14 protein-coding genes, 1 tRNA gene and 1 pseudogene are annotated in these 16,220 nt (G+C 66.2%); 9 read left to right on the forward strand and 7 right to left on the reverse strand.

Annotated elements, in window-relative coordinates:
- Positions 1-117 precede the first annotated feature (117 nt).
- From MUG96_RS02485 to MUG96_RS02495, 3 genes are all read left to right on the forward strand, one after another.
- A complete protein-coding gene (locus MUG96_RS02485) occupies positions 118-1,029 on the forward strand; it encodes a decarboxylating 6-phosphogluconate dehydrogenase (protein ID WP_246986181.1) in 912 nt (303 codons plus the stop codon).
- A gap of 96 nt (positions 1,030-1,125) precedes the next feature.
- Positions 1,126-1,710, forward strand: coding sequence for a 2Fe-2S iron-sulfur cluster-binding protein (locus tag MUG96_RS02490; RefSeq protein WP_246986183.1), 585 nt, complete (start codon positions 1,126-1,128; stop codon positions 1,708-1,710).
- Positions 1,711-1,761: 51 nt separating this feature from the next.
- Positions 1,762-1,834 (forward strand) — tRNA-Arg (locus tag MUG96_RS02495).
- 223 nt (positions 1,835-2,057) lie between these two features.
- On the opposite strand, the gene MUG96_RS02500 is transcribed toward MUG96_RS02495, so the two are convergent.
- Together MUG96_RS02500 and MUG96_RS02505 are read right to left on the reverse strand one after the other, a co-directional pair.
- Positions 2,058-2,408: a type II toxin-antitoxin system PemK/MazF family toxin gene (locus MUG96_RS02500; protein WP_246986184.1), complete on the reverse strand. Its 351-nt coding sequence runs from the start codon at positions 2,406-2,408 to the stop codon at positions 2,058-2,060.
- Entirely contained in the window at positions 2,405-2,779 is a 375-nt protein-coding gene (locus tag MUG96_RS02505) for a MarR family transcriptional regulator (RefSeq protein ID WP_246986186.1), read from the reverse strand. The genes MUG96_RS02500 and MUG96_RS02505 overlap by 4 nt, the downstream gene beginning before the upstream one ends.
- Before the next feature lie 351 nt (positions 2,780-3,130).
- Between MUG96_RS02505 and MUG96_RS02510 the strand changes: the two are divergent.
- Positions 3,131-4,018 (forward strand): annotated as a pseudogene (locus MUG96_RS02510) (DUF8172 family protein).
- Between the two features lie 388 nt (positions 4,019-4,406).
- Here the strand turns inward: MUG96_RS02510 and MUG96_RS02515 are convergent.
- Both MUG96_RS02515 and MUG96_RS02520 read right to left on the reverse strand, forming a co-directional pair.
- The gene (locus MUG96_RS02515) at positions 4,407-5,738 is read right to left on the reverse strand and encodes a hemolysin family protein (RefSeq protein WP_246986190.1); all 1,332 of its coding nucleotides are present in this window, start codon (positions 5,736-5,738) and stop codon (positions 4,407-4,409) included.
- Positions 5,739-5,985: 247 nt separating this feature from the next.
- The gene (locus MUG96_RS02520) at positions 5,986-6,405 is read right to left on the reverse strand and encodes a universal stress protein (protein WP_246986192.1); all 420 of its coding nucleotides are present in this window, start codon (positions 6,403-6,405) and stop codon (positions 5,986-5,988) included.
- A 229-nt stretch (positions 6,406-6,634) separates the two neighbouring features.
- On the opposite strand from MUG96_RS02520, the gene MUG96_RS02525 reads away from it, so the two are divergent.
- Positions 6,635-7,525 (forward strand): mechanosensitive ion channel family protein, encoded by an 891-nt coding sequence (locus MUG96_RS02525; protein WP_246986195.1) that lies wholly within the window; start codon positions 6,635-6,637, stop codon positions 7,523-7,525.
- A gap of 461 nt (positions 7,526-7,986) precedes the next feature.
- Positions 7,987-9,900 carry a beta-CASP ribonuclease aCPSF1 gene (locus tag MUG96_RS02530; RefSeq protein WP_246986197.1) on the forward strand — a complete coding sequence of 638 codons (1,914 nt, stop codon included), beginning with the start codon at positions 7,987-7,989 and terminating at the stop codon, positions 9,898-9,900.
- Here the strand turns inward: MUG96_RS02530 and MUG96_RS02535 are convergent, their stop codons facing one another.
- Positions 9,901-10,404: a macro domain-containing protein gene (locus MUG96_RS02535; RefSeq protein ID WP_246986199.1), complete on the reverse strand. Its 504-nt coding sequence runs from the start codon at positions 10,402-10,404 to the stop codon at positions 9,901-9,903.
- A gap of 571 nt (positions 10,405-10,975) precedes the next feature.
- On the opposite strand from MUG96_RS02535, the gene MUG96_RS02540 reads away from it, so the two are divergent.
- Positions 10,976-12,319, forward strand: a complete 1,344-nt coding sequence (locus MUG96_RS02540; protein ID WP_246986201.1) for an RNase J family beta-CASP ribonuclease — start codon at positions 10,976-10,978, stop codon at positions 12,317-12,319.
- A 28-nt stretch (positions 12,320-12,347) separates the two neighbouring features.
- Here the strand turns inward: MUG96_RS02540 and MUG96_RS02545 are convergent, their stop codons facing one another.
- Both MUG96_RS02545 and MUG96_RS02550 read right to left on the reverse strand, forming a co-directional pair.
- A complete protein-coding gene (locus MUG96_RS02545; RefSeq protein WP_246986203.1) occupies positions 12,348-14,219 on the reverse strand; it encodes a cation:proton antiporter domain-containing protein in 1,872 nt (623 codons plus the stop codon).
- An 85-nt stretch (positions 14,220-14,304) separates the two neighbouring features.
- A complete protein-coding gene (locus MUG96_RS02550) occupies positions 14,305-14,706 on the reverse strand; it encodes a DUF2267 domain-containing protein (protein WP_246986205.1) in 402 nt (133 codons plus the stop codon).
- Between the two features lie 162 nt (positions 14,707-14,868).
- On the opposite strand from MUG96_RS02550, the gene MUG96_RS02555 reads away from it, so the two are divergent.
- On the forward strand, positions 14,869-15,018 hold the full coding sequence (locus tag MUG96_RS02555; protein ID WP_246986207.1) for a hypothetical protein: 150 nt from the start codon (positions 14,869-14,871) through the stop codon (positions 15,016-15,018).
- A 58-nt stretch (positions 15,019-15,076) separates the two neighbouring features.
- On the forward strand, positions 15,077-15,982 hold the full coding sequence (locus MUG96_RS02560) for an alpha/beta fold hydrolase (protein ID WP_246986209.1): 906 nt from the start codon (positions 15,077-15,079) through the stop codon (positions 15,980-15,982).
- Positions 15,983-16,220: the final 238 nt, after the last annotated feature.

The following is a 16,220-nucleotide window of genomic DNA, read 5'->3' on the forward strand; positions in this document are numbered from 1 at the left end:
GTCGCAGGCCGAGGCGCATTGCTTCGTGGTACCGGAAGCACCGACTGTCAGGTATAGATACGTTTGGATTTCGTCGGAAACCACAACCCCTACCTGCCGGCCTGCTGAGGCTCGGATATGCACCTCGGCGTAATCGGACTCGGGCGGATGGGGCGGATCGTCGTCGACCGCGTCCTCGATGCGGGCCACGACGTGTCCGCGTTCGACATCGACGACGACGCGGTCGCGGACGCCGCCGACGCCGGCGCGACTCCCGCCGACTCCATCCCCGACCTCGCGGACGACATCGGCGCGGAGAAGCGCATCTGGCTGATGGTCCCCGCCGGCGACGCCATCGACGCCGCACTGGACGAACTCGACGGGCTGGTGGACGAGGACGACGTGATCGTCGACGGCGGGAACTCCCACTTCGAGGACTCCGTCCGCCGCGCCGAATCCACCGACGCCGCCTATCTCGACTGTGGCACCTCCGGCGGTCCCGCCGGCGCGGAACTGGGCTTCTCGCTGATGGTCGGCGGCCCCGAGTGGGCCTACGATGAACTGCGGCCGGTCTTCGACGCCGTCGCCACCGGGCCGGACGGCCACGACCGGATGGGGCCGGCGGGGTCGGGCCACTACGTCAAGATGGTCCACAACGGCGTCGAGTACGCCCTGATGCAGGCCTACGGCGAGGGATTCGAGCTGCTCCACGAGGGCCGCTACGACCTCGACCTCGAGGCCGTCGCGCGCACGTGGAACAACGGCGCGGTCATCCGGTCGTGGCTGCTGGAACTCTGCGAGGAGGCCTTCCGCGAGGAGGGAACCGACCTCGGGGACGTGGCCGACCACGTCGCCGGCGGCTCGACGGGCACCTGGACCGTCCAGGAGGCACTGGAGCAGGAGGTCCCGCTGCCGCTGATCTACGCGGCGCTGGCCGAGCGATTCAACTCCCGTGGGACGGGTGACGGCGAGGGGCGGTTCTCCCGGCGGCTGGCTAACCGCCTGCGCTACGGCTTCGGGCGGCACGAAGTGAAACGCCGCGAGGAGTGACCCGTGGTCGCCGACCCTCGCTCTGCCGAACGCGTTCGCCCGCGGCTCCTGGGGAGAACAACAGCTTAATTAACGCCGTATTCCGTACCTGCGAATATGGTCGATCCACTGGGTGTCGCGCTCGGGGCGGTGCTGACGCTCACCGCCGTTGTCCTGCACTACTCGTCGGGCACCGGCTGGGAGCCCAACGACGACATCTCCCAGGAGGTCCTCGAGAAACGCGCGGAGAGCCTCCCGGAGACGGACTTCCCCGAGCCGATGAACCGGTCCATCGGCGGCGGTGGCGCCCCCGCGGGCGCCGTCGCCGGCGGTGCCGAAGGTGAACTCGCAGAGGGCGGCGAGAGCGACGAAGACGAGGGCTTCGACCCCGACGCAATCGCCGATGACGAGGTCGAGGTCTACGAGATCGAGTTCGCAAAGGAGGGCGAAACCATCGAAATCGCGAACAACGAGAACATCCTCGACGTCGGCGAGGACAAGGGTTGGGACATGCCCTACGCCTGCCGCGAGGGGTCGTGTCTCTCCTGTGCCGGCCACATCGAGGAGGGCCCCGCACAGGACTACATCAAACACAGCAACAACGACACGCTGAACGAGGAGGAGATGGACAACGGCTACTGCCTGACCTGCACGGCGTACCCGACCGACTCCTTCACGCTCGAAACCGGCGAACAGCCCTGAGTCGTCCCGGTTCACAACGATTATACGCGCGTCTCCTGTACTGCTTTTCGAGGGCGGCTAGTTCAGCGGACAGAACGCCTGGTTCCGGACCAGATGGTCGGGGGTTCAAATCCCTCGCCGCCCGTGCAACAAACCGCTGAGCGTAGCGAAGCGGTGCAGTGAACCGGCAGCGAGGATTTGAACCACGCGAGACGAACGCAGTGAGTCTCGCAATCGGGTTCAAATCCCTCGCCGCCCGTCGACGGATTTTCGCCGGAAAATGGGGGCATTGAGTGGCGATACGGTAGATTCACCGTTCTCATTTCTCATTCCCTTTCGTTCAGCAATCGAACGATTCCCAGAGTCCGTCAAACATCGAATTCTTCTTGCAGGGCATCGACGGCTTCCGCTACCCGCTCTCGTCGAAGCCGTCCCTGCCAGCGGTCGATGTCGTCGTGAGTGATCGACTGGACGCCCCACGGCACGATTCTGCTATCGTCCGGTGTTCCACCTTGAACCCAGTCGTCGGGGTCGATCTCGATGAGGCCGTCGTGCCAGGATTTCGTCGTGAGCGTCAGCGCGATGTACTGCTCGCCGTGGAACGGCCGACCCTCGTGGTTCGAGACGACTAGCCACGGCCGCGCGGCGGTCGTGCCTTTGAACGGGTCAGCGCCGAAGACGACGTCACCGGGCTCGAAGATCGGTTCGTCCTCGCTCACTGCTCGTTCCCCTGCTGACTCGGATGGGGTTCCTCGGGCGCGTGTGTCGCCCACTCGTCGCCGTCCTCCGCGCCGAGTTGTTCGTTGAACAGCGCTGTCGCACGACTGTACCCGTCGTAGGACTGCAACCGCTCCTCGTTCTCGGTGATCGCCCAGTAGGCGGCCTTGTGTTCCACGAGATCACGGGCCTTCAACCGGGAGAGGGCCGTGCTCACGGTCCCGCTGTCGAGGTCGGTCTGGCGTGCGATTTCGGCGGCCTTGAACGCCCGGTCGCTGTTCGCGCCGAGGAAGCCGAGCACCTGGTCCGTCGCCGAGAGGTCGGCCAGTTCCTCCTCGGATGCGCTCTCGAACGTGTCCCGGTCGATCGACATGCGTGTAAGTAGTGAAAGTAATGTTATAACCGTTCGCACTGATCCTCCGTATCACTGGTTCTTCGCTCGGCACCGGAACTGTCCGTGCTGAAGTAGCCGTAATCGGCCCAGAGACGCGCTCAAATGGGATTCGTTCAGCAGGTGAACGCACGCCCTCGCCGCCCGTCGACGGGTTTTCGCCGGAAACTAAGTGATTCAGGGTCTGTTTGTGGATATTCTGAACTCACCTATCGTCTTCCTTTCGTTCGATTGTCGAACGATTCCGTTTATCCAGTGTCTCGTCTCGCGACGTGTCACACTCGACCCGATACTGCCGAGGTATTTACCGACACGAGTCGTATCCGTGTCGTGATGGAGCGCGTCGTCCACTACCACTATCCCTACGCAGAAAATTTCTCGCTCACGTATAGCTCCGCATCCGCCAGCGAGATTCTGGCTCGTCGTAACGAGGCGGACGACGCGACGAAGCTCATCGGCTAACCGTTCGAGACGCCGGTCTACGTTCTCTACGAGAGTGAGACGGAAATTCAGAACGCGAGTGACGTGGAGTACGATAGAGACTGGCTCCGCGATCGAATCACCGAACTGCCGCGTGCCGGGCAAGTCGTCGCCTTCCGGTTAGTGGAGTTACTCGAAGCGGCCGTGGACGTCCGTGACGACGACGAATTCCGTCTCTACAAGGACTTCGAGCCGGAGAAAATCAGGCAGGCACTCGATCACGTCTCGTGGGGCACTCCGCTGCCGGAGGTCGCTGGCGATCTCATGTCGAACCTCATCCTCCGGCACTCGCTCCCGAACGCGAACCACCGGACTGCGATTGCGATGCTCCAGTTCTGCATCGAGAGCGTCGTGGCGGATTTCGAGATGCCGCGGACCCACCTGGATGACGACACATGGAAGGAGTGGGTCGATCCGTACATCGTCGACTCAAAGCGTCTCATCACCGTTCGCCGGAACAACGTCCGGTTCCAACGACTCGAAGACCTCGGTGTCGATCTCGTCGAACGGAAGGACGGGATTCGGATCCGCCTCACTGACTTCGAGCTGGATATGCACTGGCAGGAGGCGCTGTCGACGTACGCCAGTCGTCACGAGGAACACTGCACAGCGTTCGCTCGCTCAGTGCTCGAACAGACGGATCGACCGGAACTCGTCGAGCGCTCGGGACCGACGAAACGGGAATTCGTTGACTATCTAGAAACCGGACTCGTCGAACGGGACTTCAGAGAACTGTTTTGATCAGTCGCGAAGCTCCGCGACCGACTGGCCGACCTCGCGAACGTGCTCGCTCCGTTCCAGGTCGAGTTCCTCGGCGAGATAATCGACTGTCTCTTCGAGGCTCATACCGAAACGAAGTCCGTCGAGCGGTATAAGCCTGCTGTTAGTGAGGGTGTCCTCGTGCCTGAACCGCAGTTACCCGGACGAGATTGAAACGTCCGTAATCAGCTGCGAGACGCGCTCCAATGGGATTCGCTCGGTCACTGAACGCACGCCCTCGCCGCCCGTCGACGCCACTCCTGCGCTATTCGGACTTTAGAAGCGCGGTCGAGGCGGACCGATACGGAACCACCGGTCCGACAGCGGCAGGAACTCGAGCGAACCCTCCCGGGAAACTCCGCGCCCTCACTCAGTCCATTGCTGAGTCATCCGTCTCGCGTTCGTGGACCCGGACCGTCGAAATCCGGGTCCCATCGACGCTCGTCACCTCGACGGCGTACCCGGCGACCTCGACGCGATCGCCGCGTTCCGGTGCACGGTTGAGTCGTTCGAGCACCAGCCCACCGATCGTTTCGACCTCGTCACTCGTGAACTCTCCCGCGATCGTGTCGTTGATCTTCGACAGCGGGACGCCGCCGTCGATGTCGTACCCGTCGTCGTCACGCCGGCGAATCGAGGGTTCTCGCTCGTCCACATCGAATTCGTCTCGGAGGTCGCCGACGAGCGCCTCGACGACGTCTTCGACCGTCGCGATCCCCTCGAACGCCCCCCACTCGTCGATGACTGCGGCCATCTGCAGTTGATCTTCCCGGAACTGTCGCAGGAGATCGCTCAGTGCCATCGTCTCGGGGACGATGACGACATCGCGGGCGATGTCACCGACCGACTCGGCACCCCCGTCCGCTACCTCGGCCCGGAGCACGTCCTTGACGTCGACGAAGCCGACCACCTGGTCGCCGTCGTCGGCATCGAGCACCGGATAGCGCGTATGACCGGTTTCGAGGACGATCGACTGGAGGTCGGAGAGCGAGGTATCGGCCGGGACGCTCGTCACGTCCGGCCGTGGAACCATGACCTCCCGCACCACGATATCGTCGAGGTCGAAGACCCGCTCGATCATCGTCACCTCCGCGACGTCGATGTCCCCTTCCTCGCCGGAGCGAGTCAGTACGCGAAGGAGCTCCCGCTCGCCGAGCGTCTCGTCCGTTTCGGAAGCGGGTGGCACGCCGAGTGCTCGCGTGAACCCGTTGGCGGCCCCGTTGAAGACGACGATTCCCGGGTAGAGGAGGTAATAGAAGATCTTCATCGGCGGGGCGAGAAACAGGGAGAGTCGCTCGGTCTGGGCGATCGCGAGCGTCTTCGGCGCGAGTTCACCGAAGACGACGTGGAGGAACGTGATGATAGTGAAGCCGATCGCGAAGGCGACGAGGTGGATGAGACTCGCTGGGAGAACCGACTCCAGTACGGGTTCGATGAGCGCCGCCACTGCGGGTTCGCCGACCCATCCCAATCCGAGCGAGGCGATGGTGATACCCAGTTGCGTCGTCGCGAGATAGTCGTCGAGATTGACCATCACCTCCTGGAGCGTCCCCGCGCCGGGGCGCCCCTCCTCGACGAGTTGTTCGACCGACGTCCCCCGTATCCGTACGAAGGCGAACTCCGCAGCGACGAAAAAGCCGTTGAGCACCACGAGGACCAGCGCAACGACGACCTGAGCCAGCGAGAGCGCGACGTTTACCATCGGCGGGGCTGGAGGCCACGGCTACTCGATTGTCGTGTGTTCATGCCCCTACGTCTCGCTCCACCTACTAAAACCATTTAATGAAGGCCCGAAGCGAACTGATTGCTGTGACCACTCGGCCGGGGGCGTGCCGTACTCACGGTCCTGTAATCGAGGGTCGTGCGGTCTCGGCGGGTTCGAAGGCTCGGCCACTGTTCGCGCGGCGGAAGACGAGTCCCCGGTCCGTCGCCGAGCGGCCGGCCGCCACTCACCGAGCGACGATTACCGGAACGGGCGACCGTCGGAACACCTTCTGTGCGACGTTCCCGACGACCAGCCGATCGGCCAGCGAACCGCCGTGACTCCCGATGACGACGGCATCGAAGTCGTCGGTTCTGTTCAGAATCGCTCGGGATGGATCGCCCAGTCGAACCTCGGTGGAAATCTCGACGTCGTACTCGGCAGCGAGTTCCTGGGCATCAGCGAAGACCTCCGCGGCGCGCTCCTCGGCGGCTTCTTCGATATCGTCCTCGAGGGCGATCGACGTGGCTGCTGCCCCCCACGGTGACGGCTCACCGACGACGTGCATGACCGTGATCTCCGCATCGGGGTGGTTCTCGAGGGCATACTCGAGCGCTCGCCGTGCCATCTCCGAGTCGTCTACCGGGACGAGAATGCGCGAGAGCATGGACCAGATACACCGGGAGAGCGAATAAACTAGGGGGCCGCTCGTCCCAGGACCTCCGACCACCAACTGCTGTGGACGCGTTCTGTCGCTGCCACGCTGTTTCTGACAGGGAGTCCCGTCGCCGAGACCGCGCTCTCCGGCGGTCGTTTCGGGTGGGAGAGAGTGAGAGCGGGCGGAGCCGGCCGGTCGAGAGTCGGGATTTTTGACGGTACGTGTTCCAACCGGACGTATGATCGGCCAGGTCTCCCCTCCACAATGGCTACCAGACGTCCTCTCGGCCTACGACCAGGTGCTGTCGGAACTGCTGTGGTTCACCGTGGGATTCGGGATCGTCTATCTCGTCAGCCGCGTCGTTCTCGTTCCGCTTGCGACCCGTGTCGTCAGATCGCGCAATCGCAACAATCCCACGATCGAGACGGCGACGGAGACGTACCTTCGGGTCGTTCTGATCGGGTTCGCGATCCTCACGGGCATCATCGCCGCCGGCTACGGCGGGATATTCTCCGGATCGGCGGTCATCATCGCGGCTATCACGTTCGCGTTCGGGATCGCCGGGCAGCAGGTGTTCGGCTCGCTCATCAGCGGGATGTTTCTCGTCGCCGATCCGGACTTCAACGTCGGCGACTGGATCGAGTGGCCTGGTGGCGAGGGGACCATCGAGGCAGTCGACTTCCGCGTCACCCGCATCCGGACTCCGAACCACGAAACGATCTCGGTCCCCAACACGGAACTCACGACGAACGCGATCACCCGGCCCTACGGCCGGGACAGGTATCGAATGACGGAACAGGTGTACGTCGCCTACGACGAGGACACCGAGCGAGCCCTGCTGAAACTACAACAGATCGCCACGAGCCTCGAACAGGTCCTCGGTGAGCCAGCGCCGAGTACACGTATCGTCGATCTCGGGGAGAACGCGATCACGATACAGGCGGAGTTTTGGACCGACGACCCGAGAAACAGAGAGATACCGACGATCCACTCCGACTTCCGCCGACTGGTGAAACGACGGTTCGACGAGGACGGCATTACGCTGGCTCCCCCGTCCGCACAGTCGCTCTCGGGGGAAGTGACCGTGACGGAGCGTGCGACCGACCCCTCCGTCTCGGGCAGCGAATGAACACGAACGTAGCACCTCCGATGGCCGGGGACACGCTGCAGGCGGCGCCGACGCGATCAGCGGGTCCCTCTGGCTTTGCCCCTCGCCGCCCTCGTCGGCGAGGGCACGCCGTCCGAACGGCGCTTGCACTCCGCAGTTCTGGTCGAACCGTTCGTGCCGGTGCGCCGGAACCCAATACTTAAGCCGACGGCTGGCCGAACGGGAGGCAAGCGGTCCAGTACGACACGGAGAGCGCGGCAGCGGACGCCGCGCGGCGGTTCGGACCTGGCCTGCGCTCGCGTTATCACGCTTCGCTTCTCCCGGCGATGGCGGTTCCCGAAGCAGGAGACGCGGTCCCGAGACGATGACTCCACGCACGACCGACACCACCAGCGACCCTCGCTCGACGGCCGCCCGGAAGTGCGGGACGGCGCGACGGCGTGTCGAGTCCATCGGCGACGAGCGGTAACCCACGATATGTTATGACAACGAACGAATCAGACTACGCGGACCTTCACGACCGGATCACCGACGAACTGCCCGACGACTTCTCCGTCGCGCGGGTCACCTACGAGGGCCCCCGGCTCATCATCTACACGGACACGCCCCGGAAGTTCGCCGAGGCCGATGGCCTCATCGGCCGGCTGGCGAGTACGCTCCGCAAACGTATCACCGTGCGACCGACCAGCGAGAGCCGGCTGGACCGGAACGAGGCTCGTGACCGCCTCACCGACCTCGTCTCCGACGACGCCGGCGTCACGAACCTGGAGTTCTACCCCGAGACCGGCGAAGTCCTCATCGAGGCGGAAAAGCCCGGCCTCGTCATCGGCCGGCGGGCGAGCAAACTCGACGAGATCACCGAACGGACGGGGTGGACGCCGGAGGTGCTCCGGACGCCGCCCATCGAGTCCTCGACGGTCACGAACATCCGGAACTTCCTCGTCCAGGAACGGGCCGACCGCCGGGACTTCCTCGAACGGGTCGGCGAGGACATCTACCGGACCGACGTCGACGAACCGGAGTGGGTCCGCATCACGACCCTCGGGTGCTGTCGCGAGGTCGGCCGCGCGAGCTTCATCCTCGCGACGCCGAACACGCGGGTGCTGATCGACTGTGGCGACAAACCCGGCGCGGAGGGCGAAGTGCCCTACCTCCAGTTGCCGGAGGCCAACCCCATCGCCGACCTCGACGCGGTCGTGTTGACCCACGCGCACCTCGACCACTCGGCGCTCGTCCCCCTCCTGTTCAAGTACGGCTACGACGGCCCGATCTACACGACCGCGCCGACCCGGGACCTGATGGGCCTGCTCCAGCTCGACTACCTCGACGTGGCCGCCAAACAGGGCCGGACGCCGCCCTACGACTCGGAGATGGTCCGGGAGACGCTCAAACACACCATCCCCGTGGACTACGGCGACGTGACCGACATCGCGCCCGACGTCAAACTGACCATGCACAACGCCGGCCACATCCTCGGGAGCGCGGTCTCGCACTTCCACATCGGCAGTGGCTTCCACAACGTCGTCTTCTCCGGCGACGTTCACTACACGGACACGCGGCTGTTCAACGGGGCCGAGAACGACTTCCCGCGCGTCGAGACGCTGGTGATGGAGTCGACCTACGGGCGCAACGGGGACTACCAGACCGACCAGGCCGACAGCGAGCGCAACCTCAGGAGGATCATCTCCGAGACCTACGAGGACGGCGGGAAAGTCGTCATCCCCGCGTTCGCCGTTGGCCGCTCACAGGAAATGATGCTCGTCCTGGAGGAGGCGATGCGCGAGGGGGACCTGCCGACGATGCCGATCTACCTCGACGGGATGATCCGCGAGGCGACGGCCATCCACACCGCCTATCCCGAGTTCCTCCGGGACGGCCTCGAACAGCGCATCCTCTACGAGGACCAGAACCCCTTCCTCGCCGAGCAGTTCCAGCAGGTCGACGGCGGCGAGGAGATGCGCCAGGACATCGCCGACGACGAACCCTGTATCATCCTCTCGACGGCGGGGATGGTCAACGGCGGCCCCATCCTCTCGTGGCTCGAACTGCTGGCGCACGACCCGGAGAACGCGCTGGTGTTCGTCGGCTACCAGGCCGAGGGGACGCTCGGGAACAAGATCCAGAACGGCCGGCGGGAGATCACGCTCGACGACGGCCGCGGCGGCACCGACCGCCTGAACCTCCAGTTCCGCATCGAGTCCGTCAGCGGCTTCTCCGGGCACGCGGACCGCAACGGGCTGGAGGACTTCGTCGGGACGATGAACCCCCGACCCGAGAAGGTCCTCTGTGTCCACGGCGACGAGACCGCGACTGACCAGTTCTCCTCGGCGCTGTACCAGGAGTTCAACGTCCGCACCCACGCGCCGCGCAACACCGAGACCTTCCGGCTCGACTAGTCACCGCACCCCGTCGGCGATCCGTTCGAGTTCTCCTGCCTCCCGCTCCGAGTAGGCGATCACGCGAACGTCGCGGAGCGTGTCGGCGTCGTAGGCGGCGATCTCCTCACAGACGGCCCGCGCGCCGGCGGTGAAGGAAAACCCCGCCGCACCGGTCCCGAGGACGGGGATCACGAGCGACGCACAGCCCAGTTCTTCGGCCCGTTCGAGGGCGTTACGCGTCGCGTCCCCGATACTCTCCTCGGTCGCGCGGCCGTCGCCGTAGTGGGGCATCGCCGCCGCGTGGATCACGTACTCGGCGTTCAGTTCGTAGGCGTCGGTGACCGCCACCTCACCGAGGTCGACCGGCCCCTCCTCCATCGCGTCCTCGTTGATCGGGCCGCCGGCGTTCCGGCGCAGTGACCCGGCCACGCCGCTCCCCATCCGGAGGCTCGTGCCCGCGGCGTTCACCAGCGCGTCCGCGCTCTGTGCCGCGATGTCGCCCTGGACGACACTGAACTCCATGTGTGCCACTCACATTTCTTCACACAAAAATCCGGCCGCGGTCCCGGGACACACGCCGCCCGACCCGACGGCCCGCCCGGAAACGAGCGGCTTGATTGCCCGCTCTGATCGTCACATCGCATGTCGGGCAGGCTGTCCGCCCGGTACGGCCGAGGTCCCTCGTCGGGCTCGGCGGCTATCTTGATTCAGCGAGAGAATCGCGCCGTTCACGGCGCGGAGGATGTCACCTGATGGACGCCGCGGGGGTGGACTGGGTGTTCGCCGTCGGCGGCCTGACGGCGCTGACCGGCGTCTGTCCCCTCTTCGGTATCGGCTTCGTCCGGTAGACCGCGAGCGCTCGCCCGCTGGTAGCCGGGCGGCGGTGCCGAGCGGCCCCGTCCTCACATTCCCGGGGTATTTACGTCGTGGCACCGACTCTCCGGTAACCGAAACACGCGTCGTCCCCGGGGCGGTCGCGAATCCGGGTTTCGCTCGCTGCGAATCGCTCGCCTGCGACCGAACCCCTGCCGTTCGCCTCTCCACTCTCCGGCGGACTCTGACGAGTTCTGGGACTCTGCTGATCGGACCAACTATGGAAATCGAAATCGCAACTATCGGCGGCTACGAGGAAGTCGGCCGCCAGATGACCGCAGTGCGCGCCGGTGAGGACATCGTCGTCTTCGACATGGGGCTGAACCTCTCGAAGGTCCTCATCCACGACGACGTCCGCACCGAACAGATGCACAGCCTCGACCTGATCGACATGGGCGCCATCCCCGACGACCGGGTGATGAGCGACCTCGAAGGTGACGTGAAGGCCATCGTGCCGACCCACGGCCACCTCGACCACATCGGCGCCATCGGCAAGCTCGCCCACCGATACGACGCACCCATCGTCGCGTCCCCGTTCACCATCGAACTCGTCAAGGAGGAAGTCCAGGACGAGAGCAAGTTCGACGTGGACAACGACCTCCAGGAGATGGAGGCGGGGTCGACGATGAGCATCGGCGAGCGCACGGAACTGGAGTTCGTGAACGTCACCCACTCCATCATCGACGCGATCAACCCCGTCCTGCACACGCCGGAAGGCGCCGTCGTCTACGGACTGGACAAGCGGATGGACCACACGCCGGTCATCGGTGACCCCATCGACATGAAACGGTTCCGCGAGATCGGTCGCGAGGACAACGGTGTCCTCTGTTACATCGAGGACTGTACGAACGCGAACAAGAAGGGCCGGACGCCCTCGGAATCGGTCGCTCGCCGCCACCTCAAGGACGTGATGCACAGCGTCGAGGACTACGACGGCGGCATCGTCGCCACCACGTTCTCCTCACACATCGCCCGCGTCAAGAGCCTCGTCGAGTTCGCGGAGGACATCGGCCGCGAACCGGTCCTGCTCGGCCGGTCGATGGAGAAGTACTCCGGCACCGCCGACCGGATCGGCGCCGCCTCGTTCCCCGACGACCTCGGGATGTACGGTCACCGGAAGTCGGTCGACCGCGCCTTCGAGCGCATCATGAACGAGGGCAAAGAGAAGTTCCTCCCGGTCGTCACGGGCCACCAGGGCGAACCGCGGGCGATGCTCACGCGGATGGGCCGGGGCGAGACGCCCTACGAACTGGAAGACGGCGACAAGGTCATGTTCTCGGCACGGGTCATCCCGGAGCCGACCAACGAGGGCCAGCGCTACCAGAGCGAGAAACTGCTCGGGATGCAGGGCGCCCGCATCTACGACGACATCCACGTCTCGGGCCACCTCCGTCAGGAGGGCCACTACGAGATGCTCGACGCCCTCCAGCCCCAGCACGTCATCCCCGCTCATCAGGACATGAGCGGCTTTTCGGGATACGTGGACCTCGCGAGCAACCAGGGATACAAGGTGGGCCGGGACCTGCACATCACCCGGAACGGGAACACGATCCAGCTGGTGTGAAGGGGCGGCCGTCCGCGTTCCGCTGCGCTCACTCCGGCCGACAGCGGGCGATGGCGTCCCGGACGGCTTCCGTCCGGCCGATGAAGGTGATGTGGTCGCCCTTCTCGAACACGTCGGCGGCGCGGGGGACGCGGTTCTCGCCGTCGCGGCTGATGAGCGCGATGTAACAGCCGTCCGCGAGTTCGTCGCCGAGCTCGGCGACGGACATCCCGACGACGCTCTCGGCGGTCAGTTCGACCTCCTGGACGTCGCCGAGCCGGTCGCGCTCGGTCATCCAGTGGGAGATTCCCGGGCGCTCGATGAAGTTGTCCATCGACCAGGCGACGGACATCCCGGTCGGGACGACCTCGACGTTCAGGTCCTCGAAGGCGTCGATGTTGGCCCGCTCGTCCACGCGGGAGATGACCGTCTCGACGTCGAAGCGGTTCTTCGCCAGCTGGGCGACCAGCAGGTTCACGTCGTCGTCGGCGGTGGCGGCGGCGATGACCTTCGCGTTGGCCGCGCCCGCGGCCTTGAGCACGTCCACGTCGGTCCCGTCCCCGTGTTTGACCGTGAACCCCTCCTGTCGGGCCTCCTCGACCGTCCGGCTGTCGTGCTCGACGAGGACGACCTCCTCCCCGCGGTCTTCGAGGCGCTCGGCGAGGGATCGCCCGACACGGCCGCCGCCGATGACGATGACGCGCATGGGTATCACGTCCAGTGCCTCCGCAATATGTCGTGCGAATCCGCCCTGGACGACGACGGTCACGAGGATGACGAGGAACACCGTCCCGGCCAGCACCGAGGCGGCCCGCGGGTCCGTGGCCTGGAGTTCGAGGGCGAACAGCGTCGCCACGCTCGCGGGGATGATTCCCCGTGGCCCGATGGCGCCGATGAACAGCCGTTCACGGAACGTGAACCGCTCGCCGGCCGTACATACCAGCACGAGAAGCGGGCGCACGACGCCGGCGACGACGACGACGACGAGCAGGCCGCCGAATCCGAGCGCGAGGAGGTCGCGGATCGACAGCAGCGCGGCGAGCGTGATGAAGACGAACGCGAGCACGAGCAGGGTGATGTCGCCCCCGAACCGCTCTATCTCCTCGCGGTACGGGATTTCGGCGTTGCCGAGGGCGAAACCGGCGGTCGCGGCCGCGGCGATGCCGGCCTCGGCGGCGTCGACCCGGGCCCCGATGACTTCCGCCACGCCGTAGGCGACCAGCGCCGCGAGGAGGACGACGAGCCGCGCGTTCTGTGGCGCGTTCTCCGCCGACAGGTCGACGCGACGCAGCACGTACCAGACGACGCCGGCCACGGCGATGCCGACGCCGATACCGATGCCGAATCGGAGCGCGAACTCGGCGGCGAGGGTGGCGAGCCCCCTGTTCTCCAGTACGACGTACTCGAAGGTGACGATGGCGAGGATGGCGGCGGTCACGTCGTTGCCGACGCCCTCGGTTTCGAGCGCGGCCGCGACCCGCTCCCGGACCGGGACCACGCTCATGATCGGCGTGATGACCGTCGGGCCCGTCGCGACGAGCAGGGCGCCGACCAGGAAGGCCAGCCCCCAGCTCGTCGCGAGGGCGTACCGGACGACGACGGCCGTCCCGAGAAGCGAGATCGCCGCCCCGGCGGTCACGAGCCGGAGCGCTTCCGAGGGGGCCTCCCGGAGCCGGTCGACGTGGAGGTGGAAGGCCCCCTCGAAGACGATGATCGCGACGCTGAGGCCGACGATAGCGGGGAGGGCGTCGCCGAACAGCGCCGGGTCGATGACGCCGACCCCCTCCGGGCCGACGGCGACGCCCGCGAGGATGAGAAACAGGACGCTCGGCACGGAGAGCTTGTCCGCGAGCACCTGCGCGATGACGCCGAGGCCGAGGATGGTGACGACCAGAACGATGATGTCTGTCGCCGCGCTCACTGGTGGTCTAGGCGAGGGTTCCGGTGCCAGGTATAACTGTGTTACCCTCCATCAGGCGACGCAGTGTGGCGTTTTCCCGACCGCCTCAGTTGGCGAACTCGGCGGTCTCGAAAAGCGGCGCGAACCCCTCCGGTAGCTCCCGGCGGGCCCGTTGCAGTTCGTCGTGGCCGCCGTGGGCGGCGACCGACGCCACGACGGCTCGGACGTGCCGGACTGCGTCGGCCTCGTCGACGCCGATCCCCTCCCGCTCGGCGACCAGTTCGACGAACCCCTCGGCGGTGATTCCGTCCCGCGAGTCGGGCCGTTCCGTGACCGCGTCGCCGAGCGCGCCGGGCAGACACACCCCGAGGGCGGCGGCTTCGTCGGTCGAAACGCACTCGCCCAGCGTGACCAGCGTCTCGATGGCCGCCCGCTCGGCGCTCGCCAGGTTCCCGATGTCCGCCCTGGCCGCGATGTCGTCGACGAGCGTGTCGTAGTCCGTACGCATCGCTCGTCCACTCTCCCCTCGCGTGCTTGAAGATTCGGGCCGTTTCGGGGACCCGAAGCCTGCCACCAGTTCGGTGGCCGACCCGACCGTCAGCAAACGTTGCCGGTAATGTGGTGATAGATCATGAGGTTTATGTGGGTGGCCGCCAACGTCCGAAGTACGATGCGAGACGAGGTGACCGCACCGACCGTGCCCGAAGTTTCGAGCGAGTCCACTGCCACCCAGCCCGCCATCCGCGCGGACGGCGGCCAGCGCGAACACTCCGCGGAAGCGCTCGTAGGCGACTCGCCCCTCGTCCCGGACCTCTCCTGAACGCACCGGTTCCGCTACCAGCGACGGTCTTTTTCAACGCGCCCGTCCACGAGCAGCTATGTCCGACCTCGACCACGCGGACTTGACTGCACCGGACGGGACGCGAATCCGGCGGTGGGAGCGCCGCCCGGCCGACGCGACGACGGCAGTGCTGTTCGTCCACGGCGCGACCTACGCCGGCCGGGGCGCGTTCGACGCCGGCGGCTACTCGTGGCTGGACGCCGTCGCCGCCTCGGGCCGGGCGGCCTACGCCGTCGACCTCCGTGGCTACGGCGACTCGGCGGCGCCGGCCGAACTCGACGCGCCCGCCGACGAGCACGACCCGGTCGCCCGTGCGGCGACGGCCGCCGAGGACGCCGCCGCGGCGCTCGCCGACCTCCCGGACTACGACCGCGTCCACCTCGTCGGCTACTCGTGGGGAACCATCGTCGCCGGCCACCTGCTGACCGACGGCGACGCGACGGTCGACTCGCTGGTCCAGTACGCGCCGGTCTACCGGCCGCCGGAGTCACACCGCGAGCGGTTCGGGCCCGGCGACCCGCCGCGGGCCTACCGGACGGTCACGCGCGCCGAGGCCCGCGAGCGGTGGGCGGCCCAGCGCTCCGACGAGGGGGTTCCCGACGACGCCTTCGACGCGTTCTGGGAGGCGGTCGTCTCCTCGGGCCAGCGCGTCGGCGACGACGAGATCAGGGCGCCCAACGGGACGCTCGCCGACCTGACCGCCGCCATCGACGAGGCCCCGTACGATGCGGCCGCCATCGACACCCCGACGCTCGTGGTCCGTGGTTCGCTCGACACGGCCTCGACACGGGCCGACGCGCTCGGGCTGTTCGACGCGCTCGGGGCCGACGACCGGACCTACACCGAACTCGCCGGCGGCACGCACTTCGCTCAGCTGGAGGCACCGCGGCACACCCTCGTCGAGACCGTCGCGGACTTCCACGACCGCGCCGAGCGCGATTGACTGACGGGCGGCGGACATGGCGGCACTCCCAGCTATCGCGCGCGACGCGACCGCTCGGACCAACGTCGACGGCGGCACTGTCCGGTGTTGCTGAATCGGTAACGTGATGTCCGACGATGGGCGGCTACTCGCACACGTCCATCCACGACCGGAATATCGGTCAATATTACGGGCGATATCGGTTATTAATTTGATTATTCTAGCAGTAATGCGCATTTCAATCAAAGATTTTTACTAC

The sequence above is a fragment of the Halorientalis marina genome (assembly GCF_023028345.1).
Lineage (GTDB): Archaea > Halobacteriota > Halobacteria > Halobacteriales > Haloarculaceae > Halorientalis > Halorientalis marina.

Bases quoted from the DNA above. Each gene is read 5' to 3' on its own strand.
- MUG96_RS02485 (WP_246986181.1), top strand. From the start codon at position 118: ATGCACCTCGGCGTAATCGGACTCGGGCGGATGGGGCGGATCGTCGTC.
- MUG96_RS02490 (WP_246986183.1), top strand. From the start codon at position 1,126: ATGGTCGATCCACTGGGTGTCGCGCTCGGGGCGGTGCTGACGCTCACC.
- MUG96_RS02505 (WP_246986186.1), bottom strand. From the start codon at position 2,779: ATGTCGATCGACCGGGACACGTTCGAGAGCGCATCCGAGGAGGAACTG.
- MUG96_RS02515 (WP_246986190.1), bottom strand. From the start codon at position 5,738: ATGGTAAACGTCGCGCTCTCGCTGGCTCAGGTCGTCGTTGCGCTGGTC.
- MUG96_RS02520 (WP_246986192.1), bottom strand. From the start codon at position 6,405: ATGCTCTCGCGCATTCTCGTCCCGGTAGACGACTCGGAGATGGCACGG.
- MUG96_RS02525 (WP_246986195.1), top strand. From the start codon at position 6,635: ATGATCGGCCAGGTCTCCCCTCCACAATGGCTACCAGACGTCCTCTCG.
- MUG96_RS02530 (WP_246986197.1), top strand. From the start codon at position 7,987: ATGACAACGAACGAATCAGACTACGCGGACCTTCACGACCGGATCACC.
- MUG96_RS02535 (WP_246986199.1), bottom strand. From the start codon at position 10,404: ATGGAGTTCAGTGTCGTCCAGGGCGACATCGCGGCACAGAGCGCGGAC.
- MUG96_RS02540 (WP_246986201.1), top strand. From the start codon at position 10,976: ATGGAAATCGAAATCGCAACTATCGGCGGCTACGAGGAAGTCGGCCGC.
- MUG96_RS02550 (WP_246986205.1), bottom strand. From the start codon at position 14,706: ATGCGTACGGACTACGACACGCTCGTCGACGACATCGCGGCCAGGGCG.
- MUG96_RS02555 (WP_246986207.1), top strand. From the start codon at position 14,869: ATGCGAGACGAGGTGACCGCACCGACCGTGCCCGAAGTTTCGAGCGAG.
- MUG96_RS02560 (WP_246986209.1), top strand. From the start codon at position 15,077: ATGTCCGACCTCGACCACGCGGACTTGACTGCACCGGACGGGACGCGA.